The organism is Sulfitobacter rhodophyticola (genome assembly GCF_041281685.2).
Taxonomy (GTDB): domain Bacteria; phylum Pseudomonadota; class Alphaproteobacteria; order Rhodobacterales; family Rhodobacteraceae; genus Sulfitobacter.
Map to the genome: position 1 here is coordinate 1,607,100 of NZ_CP166251.2, position 15,718 is coordinate 1,622,817.

The window sequence follows — 15,718 nt, forward strand, 5'->3', positions numbered from 1 at the left end:
CCCAGTAGCTGCAGCGGTGCTGTTATGTCGGCCATTCCGAAATGGCGTCTGACGACGATCGCGGTTCTGCCGTTCGACAACCTCGCAAGCGGGAACCAATGGCAGTACGTCGCAGACAGGTTGATCGGGTGTATCCCCGCGACAACCGTCAAGTAATTGGCATGCATCATGCATGAAAATGAGCATTTTCCGACTTTCAAGCGCGCTTCTTCCTGAAGCGGCTCCCAGTCGATGACGCCTGCTTTGTGCAAATCGTCAAAGTCCGCCGCGATTGGTGAGCGTCAAGCATACCGCACCTTGATTGATGAAGATCAACAGGCGCCCGAACCACGCTGTCACATTACGTCCATTCCATGAGACCAACGAAAGGAACCCGCAATGGAAAACGTCGAAAGACTGCTCAAGGGAACTGTCGAAGAACTGGACCGTTTGCTGAATGCCAAGAACGTGCTCGGCGATCCGATTGAGAAGGGAAATGCGACGGTCATTCCCATCGTCAGCTATGGATTTGGCTTTGGTGCAGGTGGTAGCGCGAACTTGAAATCCGGTGACGGTGCGGGCACCGGAGCAGGCGGTGGTATCAAACCGCTGGGTGCGATCATCATCGATGATCAGGGGGCCCGCGTCGAATCGGTGCAGGGTGCCATGACGACATTTGCCGAGGTACTTGGGACAACTGCTGGCAAGGCGATTGACAAGGTGACCGATACCACTGCGTCGAAAGACAAGTCAGCATAGAGGCGCGCAATGTCTGCGATCATGTCGGTCCTTGCATGGGTACTGATTGGCGCGCTGGCGGTCATTCTGATGGCTCTGGCTTTTCCGCTGCGGCTTGAGGTGTCGCTGCGCAAGAAAGACGTCTGGAAATATTCGGGGGCGGTGCGTCCATTTGGCCGGATTGGCCCGCGGATCGCCCTGACCGGCAGAACGAAGAAACCCGCAAAGTCAGGGAAACCGACAGATGCCAAAGTCCGCAAGCGATCCCATGATCCTATGCGCCTGCTTCGTGCGGCGGTGCGATTGGTCTTGGATATACTGCAGCGGGTGCGGATCGACACGGCGCGTCTGGATATGCAAGTGGGTCTGGGCGATCCGGCGGAGACCGGTCAGGCATATGGCATGCTTGCGCCGCTGATCTACGGCTCAGCCGCAATGCCCCGCGTCCATATTCACGTTGAGCCGATCTTTGATAGGGCAATTTCACGTGGCGGTGCCGATCTGAACCTGTCTGTCGTTCCCTTTACGTTGATAAAACCGCTTCTGCGGTTTGGGTGGTCCGCATACGGAGCAAAGCGATGAACTGGACGGTCGACTCACCCCGTCAGATTGGCGATCTGACCTTTGCCGCAATAGTGCAAACCGACGTGGGTTTCGACACCACCGGGATAGCCTTGGGTGGCGCGGCGCGAAAGCAGCCTTTGCTTCTATTGAGTCTGGGGCACGGACAGGCGACGGCTGTTGATTTGAATGGTCACAGCTATGCGGCGGATGAGATTGAGACGCTGTATCCGACCGCCATCAGTCAGATCCTGACGCGCTTGAAACAGGTCGGCTGACTGCGTGCTTATATCCGCTCAGGTCGGTTTGGTCCGTTCTGGCAGATGGGTGACATTACCATTGTCCAGACAACTGCGAATGGCGTCTGCGTCCAGCGTCTCCTGCGCGATAAGTGCGGCTGCAAGGGCCTGCACGCGGGTTTTATGCTCGGTCAGGATGTCGATTGCCTGTGCCTCGGATGCTTTCAGCAGGCTCTGTACGGCTGCATCGACCTGCCCCGCTGTGGCGTCGGAGAAATTGCGGGGCCGCGCGATGCTTTGACCCAGAAACGGATGATCGTCGCTTTCGCGCAGATCCATCGGCCCAAGCGTGTCGTCCATCCCCCACCGCGCCACCATCGACCGCGCCAGCGCGGTTGCGCGCTTGATGTCGTCGTCAGCGCCCGAACTTAGCGATCCCATCACAACCTGCTCGGCCGCGCGCCCCCCAAGCAGTGTCGTCAACTGCGCCCGCAGATAGGGCTCCGGCAAGGTGTGGCGTTCGTTCTCCGGCAGCATATGTGTGCCGCCAAGCGCCTGACCGCGCGGGATGATCGTGACCTTGTAAAGCGGGTCCGCGTCCGGCAGGAAATGCGCAACCGCCGTGTGGCCCGCTTCATGCACCGCAAGCCGATGACGTTCCTCCGGCTGGATGGCCAGCGTGCGCACCGTTCCCATCATCACCTTGTCGCGGGCCTCATCAATGTCAGACGGCCGGATTTCGCGCGCGGATGTGCGCGCCGCCGTGATCGCGGCCTCGTTCAGCAGGTTCTTGAGGTCAGCACCCGAAAAACCGGGGGTGCCTGCCGCAACTTCGTCCAGATCAACCTCCTTGGACAGCGGCAGGTCTTTGGCGTGAATATCAAGGATGGCGCGGCGGGCGGCCTTGTCCGGCAGGTTCAGCGTGACGTGCCGGTCAAACCGTCCTGGTCGCAGAAGAGCAGGATCCAGCACGTCAGGTCGGTTGGTTGCGGCCAGCACGACCACCGCCTCCTTGCCGGAAAAGCCATCCAATTCAGCAAGGATCTGGTTCAGCGTCTGCTCGCGTTCGTCATGGCCTCCACCCAGTCCCGTGCCGCGCGTCCGCCCGATGCTGTCCAGTTCATCAATGAAGATAATCGCAGGTGCGGCGGCGCGGGCCGCTTCGAACATCTTGCGTACCCGCCCTGCACCGACGCCGACGAACACTTCGATAAACTCCGACCCCGTGGTTGAGAAGAAGGGAACGTCCGCCTCACCGGCGAGCGCCCGTGCCAACAGCGTTTTGCCCGTACCGGGTGGCCCCATCAGCAAGACGCCATGCGGCACCTCAGCTCCCACCCGCGCAAACCGCTCCGGGTCGCGCAGAAACTCGACAAGTTCGAAGACCTCGCGCTTTGCGGTATCCTGTCCAGCCACATCATCAAAGGTAATCTTGCGCGGCTGCTTAGCTGGTTTCAGGAACCGTCCTGACATCAGGTTTTCCATGCCACTCGGCAATCCGGCCTGCCCGGAGCGAAACCTGCGCATGAGCCAGATATAGAAGCCTAGGAGGAAAACCCACGGCAGAAGCATCGAAATGATCGACCCATCGCCGGAATTGACCGCCGTGACCGGCACATCCATCTCCTCAAGCAACGGCAACAGGCCAGGGTCATTCTGGGCCGGGAGTACCGCTGACAGGCCGGTTACATCACCTTCGGCGGAGTTGAGTGGCCCGGAAATCATTCGGTCAGCCAGCGTGACTTCGCGGATCGCGCCTTCCTCGATGCGGGATTTGAATGTGGAATAGGGGACAGTCTGTGTGGCGGTCCGATCCTGTATCATGGGGACCACAAGCATGCCGAAGACAAGCACCAACAGCACAATGCTGATCACGACTTGTTGGATTCCAAGGTTACCGTTTTGCGGTTCCGGCCGGTTTGCCATGGGTCAGACTTTCCGCTGAGAGGGGTCCGGAACATTCTAGCGGCATTTCAGCGTATCAATTGAGCGAGATCAAAACGTCATCGATCCTCTTCGAAGTGAGCGATATCAAGAACTCTGTCACGGCGTGTGGGATGCTGCACCGAAGCGAGTCGACGCAGGAGACCAGCACGATGAAATTCAGAACCGGCCTCGGCGGCCTGTTCACCGATGGCACATGCCGAAGCGTGAGCTGAAACGGTGTCCTTGATGCGCCCCATCCTTTGGGCCTTTGCATATCTCTGCGTCATTTGCTTGCCGCTTGCCCTGAGTTGGCTGGCAGACATGCCACCACGGTCAATTCGCAACGAGTTGGCGTCAGGGCTGGGCCTGTTGGCCTTTGCAATCATCTTGGTGGAATTTGTGCTTTCCGGGCGCTTTCGGACCATCTCCAACACACTTGGTCTCGACATCACGATCCGGTTTCATCAGCTCATGGGCCGGATCGCGCTGACCTTTGCTTTGCTACACCCATTTCTTTATAGATATCTGCCGGGACCTGAACGGCCCTGGGACAGCACGCGCCAGCTGTCCGTGACGAGCGATTTTTGGGCGCTGCTGCCGGGAATTGCCGCCTTTGTTCTTTTGCCAGCCTTTGTGCTGGCGTCGATCCACAAAGATGCTTTAGGCTATAGATACGAACGCTGGCGGCTGTTGCACGGGGTTGGCGCGGCGGTGATTGCGGTGCTGTTGCTTGTTCATGCACAGACTGCCGGACGTTATAGCGGGCAGCCGATGCTGGTTTGGACATGGCGGGGCATGACCGCGCTGGCCCTGTTTGCGCTGTTCTATGTCTATGTACTGAAACCAATGTACCAGTTGCGGCACCGTTGGCGGGTGTCGCGTGTGGAACGCCTCACACCCCGCCAATGGGATGTTCGGATCGTGCCGGAAGGGCATCGTGGTGCAGATTATCAGGCCGGACAATTCGTTTGGCTAAACATCGGCCATTCACCGTTTTCGCTGTATGAAAACCCGTTTTCGATAAGCTCCGCGCCGTCGGATGATCCGGAAATGGGTTTCGTGATCAAGGAACTGGGGGATTTCACCGGCGCGCTGGATCAAGTGGCCGTCGGTGATCGCGCATATATTGACAGCGCTTATGGAACCCTGACCATCGAAGGGCGTTCCGAACCGGAGGTCGTGTTGATTGCGGGCGGCGTCGGGATTGCGCCGATGCTGGGTATCTTGCGCAAGATGGCGCTGGATGATGATGCGCGTATTGCGACGCTGATCTATGGCAACCGTACATCCGAAAAAATTGTCTTTCGTGATGAACTGGATCAATACGACCGGACCGGGCGGGCGAAAGTGGTGCATGTCTTGTCAGAACCTCCCGACGACTGGACGGGCAAGACGGGTTATATTGATGCCGCGTTGCTGGATTGTGTTGTGCCGCTTGCGACATACAAAACCGGGTTGTTCGTACTTTGTGGACCGCCGATCATGCTGACCACCGTCGAACGGGCGCTGATGGAGCGCGGTGTCTCCGCTGACCGCATTCTGATGGAACGTTTCCAGTATGATTAAGTGGGTCAGACAACAGCCGCAGGAAAAGCGGATCAGTTTCGCGGTTGGTGGGATTGGCTGGGTGGCTGAGGATGGGTGCAATTTCCTGTAAGGAAAACTGATGTTTGGCGTCCGGCAAAGGGCCGCTACGATCAACCAGCGGTTCTAATATCCACGACCCTCCGATGCGAATCTTGCTCGATACCGGCAATGCATTAGACTGTGTTCAGTGAATCCTGACACAGGAGACTTCCCATGACATTCGAGATCAATCGCCGTGGCTTCATTGCCGGTGCTGCCGGGCTGATCGCCCTGCATCCCTTTTCTGCCAATGCGGCAACCAATCAGGCCCACTTGCGCATCATGGAAACCACGGACCTTCATGTGCATGTCTTCCCTTACGACTATTACGCGGACAAACCCCGTGACACGGTCGGCCTCGCCCGGACAGCAGCGTTGATCCAGAGCGTGCGCGATGAAGCGACAAATTCGCTGCTGATCGACAATGGTGACTTCCTGCAAGGCAATCCGATGGGGGACTACATCGCCTACGAGCGTGGAATGTCAGAGGGTGACGTGCACCCCGTCATTCAGGCGATGAACACCCTTGGCTTTGATGCCTCGACCCTGGGCAATCACGAATTCAACTACGGCTTGGATTTCCTGCTCAAATCACTGGCCGGGGCGAATTTCCCCGTTGTCAGCGCCAACGTGGCGCTTGAACTTGGCAGTGACCCTACCAAGGACAAGACCCTAATCCCGCCTTACGTCATTCTCGACCACAAGGTGACTGACGGAACGGGTCAGGAGCATGATATCAAGGTCGGTTTGATCGGGTTTGTCCCCCCACAGATCATGGGCTGGGATCGTCGCCATCTCGAAGGCAATGTTCAGGCCCGCGATATCATTGAAACCGCAAAGGCATATATTCCGCAAATGAAAGAAGCGGGCGCGGACATCATCGTGGCGCTGTCCCATTCCGGGATCGGGGCCGCAGATCACACCGATGGCATGGAAAACGCGTCCGTTCCCCTTGCCGGGTTGGACGGTGTTGACGCGATCCTGACCGGGCACAGCCATCTTGTCTTTCCTTCGCCCACCTACGCAGAATTCGCTGGCGCAGATGTGGGCGCCGGCACCCTGATGGGGACACCCGCCACGATGGGAGGTTTCTGGGGCAGCCATATGGGGCTGATTGACTTGCTCGTTGAAAAAAGCGGTAACGAATGGCGGGTGGTTTCGGCAGAATCCGAAGCGAGGCCTATCTCCAAACGTAACGAGGATCGTTCCACCACGGCCCTGGTCGAAAGTGACCCGCAAATCCTTGCTTCCGTCCAGAAGGAGCATGACGAGACACTCGCTTATGTGCGCCGTGCCGTCGGCAAGACGGACGCACCCCTGCACAGTTATTTCGCGCTCGTGGCAGATGATCCATCCGTGCAAATCGTATCAATCGCTCAGCTTTGGTACATAGAACAGATGCTGAAGGGCACGGAGCATGAAGGCTTGCCGATCCTGTCGGCGGCGGCCCCGTTCAAGGCCGGTGGGCGCGGTGGGCCGGAGTATTATACCGATGTGCCAAAAGGCGATGTGGCGATCAAGAACGTCGCGGACCTTTACCTTTACCCGAACACTGCGCGCGCCGTCCGGGTCACGGGCCAACAGGTCAAGGACTGGCTGGAACGCTCTGCCGGCATATTCAATCAGGTGGAACCCGGCGCAAAGGACGTCGTGCTTCTGAACCCGGGATTTCCCAGCTACAACTTCGATGTGATCGACGGCGTGGAATACCAGATCGACCTTTCGCAACCCTCGAAATACGACACCAAGGGCAATCTGCTGGACGAAAACGCATCCCGCATCGTCAATTTGACCTACAACGGCGCACCGCTGGATCTGGAAGCGGAGTTCATCATCGCGACAAACAACTATCGTGCGGGCGGAGGCGGCTCTTTTCCCGGTGCTTTACCTGAGACAACCATCTTCGAAGGCCCGGACACCAACCGGGATGTCATCGTGCGCTATATCGTCGAGAAGGGCACAATCAGTCCGCGCGCCGATGCAAACTGGACCTTCAAACCGATGGACGGCACAACTGTTCTGTTCGACACGGGCCCGGCGGCCAAAGCGTATGCCGCCGACGTGCCCGGCGTTCAGATAGAAGAGGCAGGCGATGGACCAGACGGCTTTGCCCGGTTCCGCATATCTTTGTAAATTCTGCTGTTTCAGGGGTGAGGTGAAGGGCGGAGTTGGAGGAGTGGGCGCGGCAGGGATTGCCGGACTCCCAGCGGCTTGCAAGCCGCCCGTTTCCTAAGTTGAAAGGATAGGCGCAAGACACCGGATCACTGACAGACATTTTGCAGCACCTCTGGTTCAACGGTGCATTCCCGGAATTGACACAAATCAAAACCACCTGCCGATGCATCTGGTTTGATGGTGCAAATATCACCTGCCTCAATTCCCGATTGTCCCAATATGGCTGAACATCCAAACATTGTTCTTCTCAACAAACTGAACCTACGCGACTTGGATGCCTCGGCAGATCTGTTTGCCGACGATTTCGTATGGCATTATTTCAATCGTAAACTTCCTGATATTGAAGGTGACTACGTTGGTATCGAAGGATTGAAGGAGTTTTTCACGCTGATCGGTGGAAGGACAAAAGGCTCCTTCAATGTCGAACCGATGTCAGCGACCCCTGTTGGCGATGAACTGATTGTCGTTCATGTCCGCGACACCATGGAAATCGACGCGCGTCCAATTGCCATTGATGTCGTAGTCGTCTGGCGAGTCGCTGAAGGCAGATTTGTCGAAGCGTGGGACATCCCATCCGTTTTTACGAACCTTGCCGTGTGAGTTGGCCATGCCGCGCAAGCACGAAACCGTTGATGATCATATACCCTACCGTGACGCCGCTGTTGTTCCACCCCTAACGAAGGTCTGAGCATTCATTATGCTTATCTTGCCGGGTGCAACCGATGGCATGCGATTTCGTGTGCCGGACTTCATCAAGATTCATGATCTCCCGGACATCTTGTTGTGCTTCCTTTTTCTTCGTGGCGCCCGCATCCCACGAAAAGCTGATACCTCACAGACGAATTGACCTTGCTCAATCCCTGACCGCAGCACGTTTGTAGGATTTGCCTGACCAGGCAATCTTGATGGAGAAAGCGGATGGAAAATTCTGAAGCATATCAATCAGCCAAAAAACGTGTGGAGGCCAAGATGGTCTTTTACACACACCTGTCAGTCTACGTTGCGGTCATTCTGTTTCTTGCAGGCATCAACTTCATGACCTCACCCGGTACCATTTGGTTCCACTGGCCAATGACGGGCTGGGGGGTTGCAGTGGCGCTTCACGCCTTCGCGGTTTTCGTGTTTCCGGGTCGCTTCGCCGTCACCGAGAAGATGATCGAAAGGGAAATGGACAAGTCTCGATAGCAGCGATGACAGATGCGCAACCAGAAAATTCTGTTTCACCCCAAAACGCCAAACGCCCGATTTCTGCTGTTCAGGTTCTCAGATGCGGAGAGGCCGAACAGCATGCGGAACACCGCTACGGCAGCAGGTTGCCGCAGCTTTGGTGGGTCTTCTTTGGCACGCGCTGGGTGCCTTTGCCATTGCAATGCTTTCTGATCCACCACCGAAACGGGCTGATCTTGTTCGATACGGGCATCGACCCGGCGATCCTATCCGACAAGGACTATATCAGACAGGCGATTGGACGCTTTCTGTTGCGACGGATATTCCGGTTTCGCCTGAATGCAAGCAACCGCATCGACCATGTTCTTGAAGCGGCAGGAGTCGCTGCCAGTGATATCCGAACGGCGGTCATATCGCATCTGCATTTCGATCACGTCGGTGGGATCGCACAACTGCCGCAGGCCGAACTTCTGGTGAGCGCCCGAGAATGGGCGATCCTTTCCCAGCCGCATCCGGAACGTGAGTGGATCCTGCGAGAGCACATCGAAATCCCCTCTGCAAAGTGGCGGCAGATCACGTTCACACCAACAGACGACCCGTTATTCGAAGGATTTGGCGGGGCTTATGACATTGAGGGCGACAGTTCGATGATCCTGTTACCGACACCCGGACACACCGCTGGTTCCATGTCCATGCTGATCCGCCAAGAGGGATGGGACCCGATCCTGCTGGTCGGCGATCTGACATATGAGGCGTGCCTGCTCGATCAGGACATTGTCCCCGGAACGGGGGACAAGAGGTCGCTGCTCAGCTCATTCGCAATTGTCAGGCGACTGTCAGAGCGACTGCCCGGCCTAAGGATCGTGCCGTCCCACGATTTTGGTGCTGTCGATGCCGTGTCACAGGCCACGCGCCAAACCGCCAAACTGGAAAAGGGGTAAGTACATGACCAATTCAGATCGCAAAGACTGGGACGCCATCATCATCGGCTCTGGCATGGGGGGCATGGCAGCGGCCGCCGCGCTGTCGAAAGTGGGTCACAAGGTATTGCTTCTTGAGCAGTACAAAACCTTGGGGGGCCTGACGCACAGCTTCTCGCGGGACGGGTTTTCCTGGGATGTCGGGATCCACTATCTGGGCTGTGTCGCTCCCGACGACCGGGAACGGGTATTGATCGATTGGCTGACGCACACGCCCATGGAGTTTGAATCCATGGGAGCGGTCTATGACAACCTGCATCTGGCAGACGCCCCGCCGCTTGCGCTGTCGCGCCCCTATGAGGCGCAGGAACGCGACCTGAAGGACAGGTTCCCGCAAGAGGCCGAAGCGATCGAGGCATGGATCGCGGCACTTCGGGAAGGGCGTGAAATCATGTACACGCTCGCGTCGACTCGCGCGTTGCCTGATTTTGTTGGCGATATGATTGATTGGTGGAACCACCGTGCCATCAATAAGTGGTGCAAACGCACCACACAGGAGGTAGTCGACAGCATTACCCAAAACCCGGACCTTGCCGCTGCTTTGACGGCCCAATGGGGTGATCATGGGGGTCGCCCGCACAAGGCAAGCTTTGCCATGCATGCCTTGATCACAGCGTGCTATCTGGAGAGCGGTGCCTGGTATCCGGTTGGCGGCGGCAAGGCTTTCGCAGACCACATGATCCCGACAATCACGAATGCGGGCGGCGAGGCGCGTGCCGACGTGTGCGTTGAAACACTGCTGGTCGAGAACGACAAGGTCGTGGGCGTGCGCACATCCGACGGTGAGGACATTCGCTCGGACGTCGTGATCTCCAATATTGGCGCCCGCGAGACGATCAACGATTTGCTTCCCGCAGGTTTCGGCCCCGAAAACTGGATAAGTGAAATACAGTCACTGCCCGCCTCCATCGCGCATTTCAGCCTGTTTCTGGGCTTCGAAGGGGACATTGAAGAAGTCGGCGCCACACGTTCAAACCATTGGTTCTATCCACAAGGCAAGATCGACGCGGTCTGGGCGGAGGCGCCAAAGGAAAATCCCCCCGGATTCTTCGTCTCGTTTGCTTCCCTGAAGGACCCAAGCCATGACCCAGGGCCGAAGCAGAAATATGCGGGCGAAATGGTTGTCTGGACGGATTGGAGCAGCGTTGCCAAATGGGCGGACCGTCCGTCGGGGGAGCGTGGCGCAGACTACAAGGCTTTCAAACAGCAGGTTGAGGACAAGATGTTCGCGCTGTTCAAGGCAAACTTCCCCGATCTGGCAAAGCTTGTTGTTCTACGTGAGCTTTCGACACCTTTGGCAACGGCGTCGATCACGGGTCACCACGAAGGGCGCTTTTACGGGCTGGACGGCACGCCTGAGCGCGTCTTGAGCGATGCGCTCAAGGCCAAGACCCCGATCGAAGGGCTCTATCTTTCCGGGCAGGATGTGGTCAGCCAGGGCATCCAAGGCGCGCTATGGGGTGGGATCCTTTGCGCCGCCTGCGTCGATCCCAAGGTTTTCAAGCAACTTCGAAAGTGAATTCTGAATGCACTGGATCTTGCTTGCGATTGGAGTTGCCATCGAGCTTCTTGCGACAACGGCGCTCAAGCTATCGGACGGCTTTACCAACCCTTGGTTCGCGGGTTTTACTCTGATCTGCTTCGGGCTGGCTTTCTACGTCATGTCACTTGTTGTCCGCACCATGCCCCTCGGGATTGCCTATTCGGTCTGGGCGGGCGGCGGTATCGCGGGTGTGGTGATGACTGGCGCCTTGGTATTCGGGCAAACGCTCGACGGTTATGCGTATGTTGGGATTGGCCTGATATTGGCGGGTGTGATCGTACTCAATGCGCTGTCAACAGCAGCGGGTGGTTAGCCGCTCGACCAAAGCTTCGCTTCATGTCCCAGCTTGGAGCGCAAGCGAAACCCCACCTGCTGCGCACCATGACAAGGCATGCCTTCACCCGGGTGATTGCTGTTCTGACCAGCCTTCGATCTGTACGTACCACCAGCCAGACCATCAATCATGGATCCGGTTTTCGCAAGGTGCCGCCGAACTGAACCGACCCTGAGGCAGGCGCGCGCGGGAGGTCCGTTTACCGGCGATTTTCGAGCATCGAGAGTGCCAAAAAGCCGTTGTATTTCATGCCGTTCCTGCGCATTGAGCGACCTTATGACCATCTGTCCCATCAACAGGCTTTCCGTTTGGCAGCCGTTGGCACAGACGATCTCGTGACGATCACAGGCGAAGTGGACCCAAGTGATCTTGCGCCGCCCGACCATGGTTCGGATGCTTGGCAAGGTGGTCAAGGATTTTGCAGGAACAAATGCCTCAGACGGAAAAATCGTCTCCAGTTGTCCAGCGCCGCCCACAAGAATACGATGGTTCGACGAAACGATCAGATCCCGCGAAGGTATGCCCTTTCCCAAGGCGTCGCATTTGATGAGCACGGGCCTTCTATTGTCACCCGGCTGATCAAATGTCACTGCCTGATGCCGGATCCAACGGACCGGTCGCGGCCCGCTGTCCAAGGTCATGACAAGATCTCCGGGACGCAGGGCTTCCACCCTGCACGGGCCGGTTGGCGTTTCGATCCAGGTGCCTTTTCCATAGCAGACAGGTTGGCTGTCAAGGCTCGAATAGGGCGTCGATCCGCTTGCCGATCCGCTGGTTTGTTCATAACGCGTTCCGGCGACAAGCGGCGTGTCGCTGTGAAACCCCCAGACATCCGAGTTGACGCCGCCTTGGGAAAAGATGGTCAGCGTGATGACCGGCCCAACCTGATTGCCGAATTCATCCAGTTCAACAAGTAGAAGCGTGGATTCAGATTCGACGCCACTGCCGTTGGCCACAAGCCCGGCACCGTCAGTTACCGTGTGATTGGCGAAGTCCGAGTCTTCGAAGACATCCTGATCGGCACTGGTATCGTCAAGGGTGACGGTGACCGGCGCGCCGCCTTGAAATTCGAAAATGGCGCCGTTTGCCGACGTGTTGAAGTTTGAGATCGCATCTCCCGGCGCAAGAACCGGGGAATCGGATGCGACAGTGAGGAAATCATCATCATAGGTTTGTAGGGAACGCGTAACCATTTGATCCAATTTCCAATGAAACAGGCGACCTCAGACATAAGCCGAGAGTTCAGAAGATCCTGTTAACGTGCAAAGCCCATCATTCGCTTTAAGACGATCAGACAGTGTCGGGGCGTAAATGAACGCCCTTCGGTCCGCGGCCCTGTCAGCTTCGTCGCCTGTTCCCGAGCCAATGTCGATTGGTCCGACGCATCTGCGATCTGTCAGGACATGCGCTATTGGTGCAGCCTCTGCAAAATTGTTCCTTTCCTGCACCCGCACCGTCGCGTATCGCTCCTCCAAAGGATGGATGAATGCGCAACACCGATACGACCCCACCCACCGGGAACGAGGACACGCCGCAGGGTCTTGCCTTTGCGCTGACGGCTTACGGGCTTTGGGGATTTCTGCCGCTTTACATGAAACTGCTAGATCACATGCCTGCCGCCGAGGTGGTGGCGCATCGGGTGCTATGGTCGGTGCCAATCTCCATTTTCGTGCTGCTGGTGCTGCGTCGAACGGATGCGCTGCGGCAGGCGCTGCGGACGCCCCGGATGCTGCTGATGGGCGGCGTGACAGCGGTGCTTATCTCGATCAACTGGGGGATTTATGTCTGGGCCATCTCGGTCGACAAAACGCTGGATGCAGCGCTTGGATACTACATCAATCCCCTGTTCAGCGTTTTTCTGGCCTCGGTCCTGTTGGGGGAGCGACTGAGCGTCGCCCAATGGGTCGCCATCGCGCTTGCCTGTGTTGCCGTGGTGGTGCTGGCAGTGGATGCAGGCGGTGTGCCGTGGGTGGCGATTGGACTGATGTTGAGTTGGGGATTCTATGCACTGGCAAAAAAGCAACTGCCCATCGGGCCCAATCAGGGTTTTGCGTTGGAAGTTCTGCTGTTGGCGCTTCCGGGTCTGGGGTATCTGGCGTGGCTGACGCAAACGGGGGGCGCGCATTTCAGTCTGTCGGGCGGACGGGACATGTGGCTGTTGATGGGGTGTGGTCTGGTGACGGCAGTGCCGTTGATGATCTATGCCAATGCGGCCAAGCGGCTGCGGCTGTCGACAATCGGCATCGTGCAATACATCGCGCCGACGATGATCTTTCTGGTTGCCGTCTTTGTGTTCGAGGAGCCGTTCGGGCGGGCGCGCGGGATTGCTTTTCCGATGATCTGGGCGGCGCTGGTGATCTATTCGTGGTCGATGCTGCAGCAGATGCGCGCGGCGCGGGGCGTATAGTTGCGGTGGGTGTAGATGGGTGGCGGCGTGAATACCGCCCTACGACAACGCAGCTTTATGTTTCAAGAATGCCGGATCCTTCATGACCCGTTCGTTCATCGCTGCCCGTAGCGCGCCGATGGTTTTATGCGGTCGCATGACGACCTCGAAATGCTGCATCAACCCTGCGTCGTTCAACGTGATCAGATCGACTCCCACTGCGTCCAGCCCGTCTACCTTGCACTGAAACTCCAACGCCCAATCCACGCCATCACCGAAGACCCGACGGTATTCGAAATCCGTGAACACCTCGTTCACATGCCCCAGCACGGCCGAGACCGCGTCACGCCCGGTCCATGTGGCCCAGTAGGTTGGCGGCATGAAGGTCACGTCCTCGGCCATCAGGGCGGGGATACCGTCGTGTGATTTGGCAAGGACAAGGTCATGGAAGGTCTGGATCGTGGGGTGCATGGCGGTACTCCTGTTGTGCGCAGCTTGCCACGCGACCCTTGCGCGGCCCAGTGGTTTTTGACATCTGCGCAGGTATGGACGCGACGTATTCCCCGCCACAAGACCCGCTGGTGATCCTGCACGAGGACGCCGAAGTGCTGCTGGTCGACAAACCCTCCGGCTTGCTGAGCGTGCCGGGCAAGGGGCCGGAATTGGCTGATTGCCTGATCACCCGGGTGCAGGCGGCTTTTCCTGATGCGCTGCTGGTGCATCGGCTGGACCGGGACACCTCGGGCGTGATGATCTTTGCGCTGACGCCGCATGCGCAACGGCATCTGGGGTTGCAGTTCGAAAAACGAATGACGCGCAAGACCTATGTGGCGCGAGTCTGGGGCCAGCCAGCGGAGAAATCGGGCACCGTCGATCTGCCGTTGATCGTGGATTGGCCAAATCGTCCGCGCCAGATGGTGTGCCATGAGACGGGAAAGCCCGCCCAGACCGACTGGAAGGTGATCAAGAACGACGGGGAGACGGCGCGCCTGCGGCTCTTTCCCAAGACCGGGCGCAGCCATCAACTGCGCGTGCATATGCTGGCGATTGGCCACCCCATTCTGGGCGATCCGTTCTATGCCACCGGTGCGGCGCTAAAGTACCCTCGCCTGATGCTGCATTCGGAGGAACTGCGGTTCAACCACCCGCAGGGCGGGAAATCGGTCAAGGTGCGGACGAAGGCCCCATTCTAGGGTGAAATACGCAACCAGCTTTCGGGCAGGATATCGGGGTTGTGCTGGTGGTCGTTGCCGAACCATCTGGCGGGTGCGGCGACGCGCTTGTCTGGATTGGGGTTAAGCCATGCGGACCACCAGCTGAACGTGGAATTGGCAATGACATTATGGGTGCAAAGCGCCATCAGTCGCATGTCTTCGTGCGCGGTGTCGCGGCCATTGAGGTCCACCACGGTCTTCTCGAACGGGACCGACAGGTTGTCACGCGCCCAGCCTGGATCGTCGGAGAAGACAAAGACGCGGGGGGTATCATCAAGGCCATCGGTTACGGCAGCCATTGCCGCGTCGTAGTATGCCTGATCACAAACCGCCGATGCTCCAAGCGCCACGTAATCACCCCGCCTGACGTGCAGCGCGACGCAAGGGGATTGCGCGATCTGTGCGGCCATGTCCGCGTTTGCGGGCGACATTGGCGGGGCCATCGTGAAATCCCGGCGCAGCCGGTCCATGATCGGGGCGAAGTATTTTTGGCTTTGCCAATAGCCGTGCAGGTAACTTCCGTCGGACCATGTGTCGAACCCGGGGTTGTAGCCCAGCGCCTTTTCACGCCGCAGGATCGGCGTGCGCCCCAGCAGACGCCAAAGGGCATAGGCGACCGGGTGTGCGTCCCGGTCGGGGGGAAGGTGGTCGGGCTCCGTCAGGGGCAAATCGAATATATCCCGCAGGTCGCCCTGATCCTTGGCTGCAGCGGGCCGCGGGTCCAGCGCCAGCGGCACGTCCAGCCGCGCGGCGAGCGTGGCACCAGCGGCATATTGGAACATCTGGTTGCCCAACCCGCCATGAAGCCGTGTGATGATCATTCTGCGTCCTGCCTTTTGTTCTGCCCGCT

16 protein-coding genes are annotated in these 15,718 nt (G+C 58.1%); 12 read left to right on the plus strand and 4 right to left on the minus strand.

All coding sequences use genetic code 11. The features are described 5' to 3' along the window. Positions 1-378: 378 nt before the first annotated feature. Genes AB4X18_RS08845 through AB4X18_RS08855 form a run of 3 tightly spaced genes read left to right on the plus strand, consistent with a single transcriptional unit; the run spans position 379 to position 1,556 of the window. Entirely contained in the window at positions 379-738 is a 360-nt protein-coding gene (locus AB4X18_RS08845) for a GerW family sporulation protein (protein WP_370399731.1), read from the plus strand. Between the two features lie 9 nt (positions 739-747). After that, positions 748-1,299 carry a DUF2953 domain-containing protein gene (locus tag AB4X18_RS08850; RefSeq protein WP_370399732.1) on the plus strand — a complete coding sequence of 184 codons (552 nt, stop codon included), beginning with the start codon at positions 748-750 and terminating at the stop codon, positions 1,297-1,299. Further along, on the plus strand, positions 1,296-1,556 hold the full coding sequence (locus AB4X18_RS08855; protein ID WP_370399733.1) for a hypothetical protein: 261 nt from the start codon (positions 1,296-1,298) through the stop codon (positions 1,554-1,556). Before AB4X18_RS08850 ends, AB4X18_RS08855 begins: the two co-directional genes overlap by 4 nt. Before the next feature lie 18 nt (positions 1,557-1,574). Here AB4X18_RS08855 and ftsH read toward each other — a convergent pair whose 3' ends face one another. Next, entirely contained in the window at positions 1,575-3,443 is a 1,869-nt protein-coding gene (gene ftsH, locus AB4X18_RS08860; RefSeq protein WP_432817310.1) for an ATP-dependent metallopeptidase FtsH/Yme1/Tma family protein, read from the minus strand. Positions 3,444-3,689: 246 nt separating this feature from the next. Here ftsH and AB4X18_RS08865 point away from each other — a divergent pair, with 246 nt between their 5' ends. From AB4X18_RS08865 to AB4X18_RS08895, 7 genes are all read left to right on the plus strand, one after another. Continuing rightward, entirely contained in the window at positions 3,690-5,009 is a 1,320-nt protein-coding gene (locus AB4X18_RS08865) for a ferredoxin reductase family protein (protein ID WP_432817311.1), read from the plus strand. 234 nt (positions 5,010-5,243) lie between these two features. Next, on the plus strand, positions 5,244-7,202 hold the full coding sequence (locus AB4X18_RS08870; RefSeq protein WP_432817312.1) for a bifunctional 2',3'-cyclic-nucleotide 2'-phosphodiesterase/3'-nucleotidase: 1,959 nt from the start codon (positions 5,244-5,246) through the stop codon (positions 7,200-7,202). A 261-nt stretch (positions 7,203-7,463) separates the two neighbouring features. Next, complete coding sequence (locus AB4X18_RS08875; protein WP_370399737.1) at positions 7,464-7,844, plus strand: nuclear transport factor 2 family protein; 381 nt, start codon at positions 7,464-7,466, stop codon at positions 7,842-7,844. A 318-nt stretch (positions 7,845-8,162) separates the two neighbouring features. Further along, complete coding sequence (locus tag AB4X18_RS08880) at positions 8,163-8,429, plus strand: 2TM domain-containing protein (protein ID WP_370399738.1); 267 nt, start codon at positions 8,163-8,165, stop codon at positions 8,427-8,429. 5 nt (positions 8,430-8,434) lie between these two features. Continuing rightward, on the plus strand, positions 8,435-9,352 hold the full coding sequence (locus tag AB4X18_RS08885) for an N-acyl homoserine lactonase family protein (RefSeq protein ID WP_370399739.1): 918 nt from the start codon (positions 8,435-8,437) through the stop codon (positions 9,350-9,352). 4 nt (positions 9,353-9,356) lie between these two features. Then, on the plus strand, positions 9,357-10,910 hold the full coding sequence (locus AB4X18_RS08890; protein WP_370399740.1) for a phytoene desaturase family protein: 1,554 nt from the start codon (positions 9,357-9,359) through the stop codon (positions 10,908-10,910). A 7-nt stretch (positions 10,911-10,917) separates the two neighbouring features. Beyond that, entirely contained in the window at positions 10,918-11,247 is a 330-nt protein-coding gene (locus tag AB4X18_RS08895; protein ID WP_370399741.1) for a DMT family transporter, read from the plus strand. On the opposite strand, the gene AB4X18_RS08900 is transcribed toward AB4X18_RS08895, so the two are convergent. After that, the gene (locus tag AB4X18_RS08900; protein WP_370399742.1) at positions 11,244-12,461 is read right to left on the minus strand and encodes a Hint domain-containing protein; all 1,218 of its coding nucleotides are present in this window, start codon (positions 12,459-12,461) and stop codon (positions 11,244-11,246) included. The genes AB4X18_RS08895 and AB4X18_RS08900 overlap by 4 nt on opposite strands. A 293-nt stretch (positions 12,462-12,754) precedes the next feature. On the opposite strand from AB4X18_RS08900, the gene rarD reads away from it, so the two are divergent. Then, positions 12,755-13,675: an EamA family transporter RarD gene (rarD, locus tag AB4X18_RS08905; RefSeq protein WP_370399743.1), complete on the plus strand. Its 921-nt coding sequence runs from the start codon at positions 12,755-12,757 to the stop codon at positions 13,673-13,675. 39 nt (positions 13,676-13,714) lie between these two features. Here the strand turns inward: rarD and AB4X18_RS08910 are convergent, their stop codons facing one another. Continuing rightward, positions 13,715-14,125 (minus strand): nuclear transport factor 2 family protein, encoded by a 411-nt coding sequence (locus AB4X18_RS08910; RefSeq protein ID WP_370399744.1) that lies wholly within the window; start codon positions 14,123-14,125, stop codon positions 13,715-13,717. A gap of 74 nt (positions 14,126-14,199) precedes the next feature. Here AB4X18_RS08910 and AB4X18_RS08915 point away from each other — a divergent pair, with 74 nt between their 5' ends. After that, positions 14,200-14,847: an RluA family pseudouridine synthase gene (locus tag AB4X18_RS08915; protein WP_370402605.1), complete on the plus strand. Its 648-nt coding sequence runs from the start codon at positions 14,200-14,202 to the stop codon at positions 14,845-14,847. Here the strand turns inward: AB4X18_RS08915 and AB4X18_RS08920 are convergent. Further along, positions 14,844-15,689 (minus strand): alpha-1,2-fucosyltransferase, encoded by an 846-nt coding sequence (locus tag AB4X18_RS08920; protein WP_370399745.1) that lies wholly within the window; start codon positions 15,687-15,689, stop codon positions 14,844-14,846. The two genes, AB4X18_RS08915 and AB4X18_RS08920, sit on opposite strands and share 4 nt — an antisense overlap. Positions 15,690-15,718: the final 29 nt, after the last annotated feature.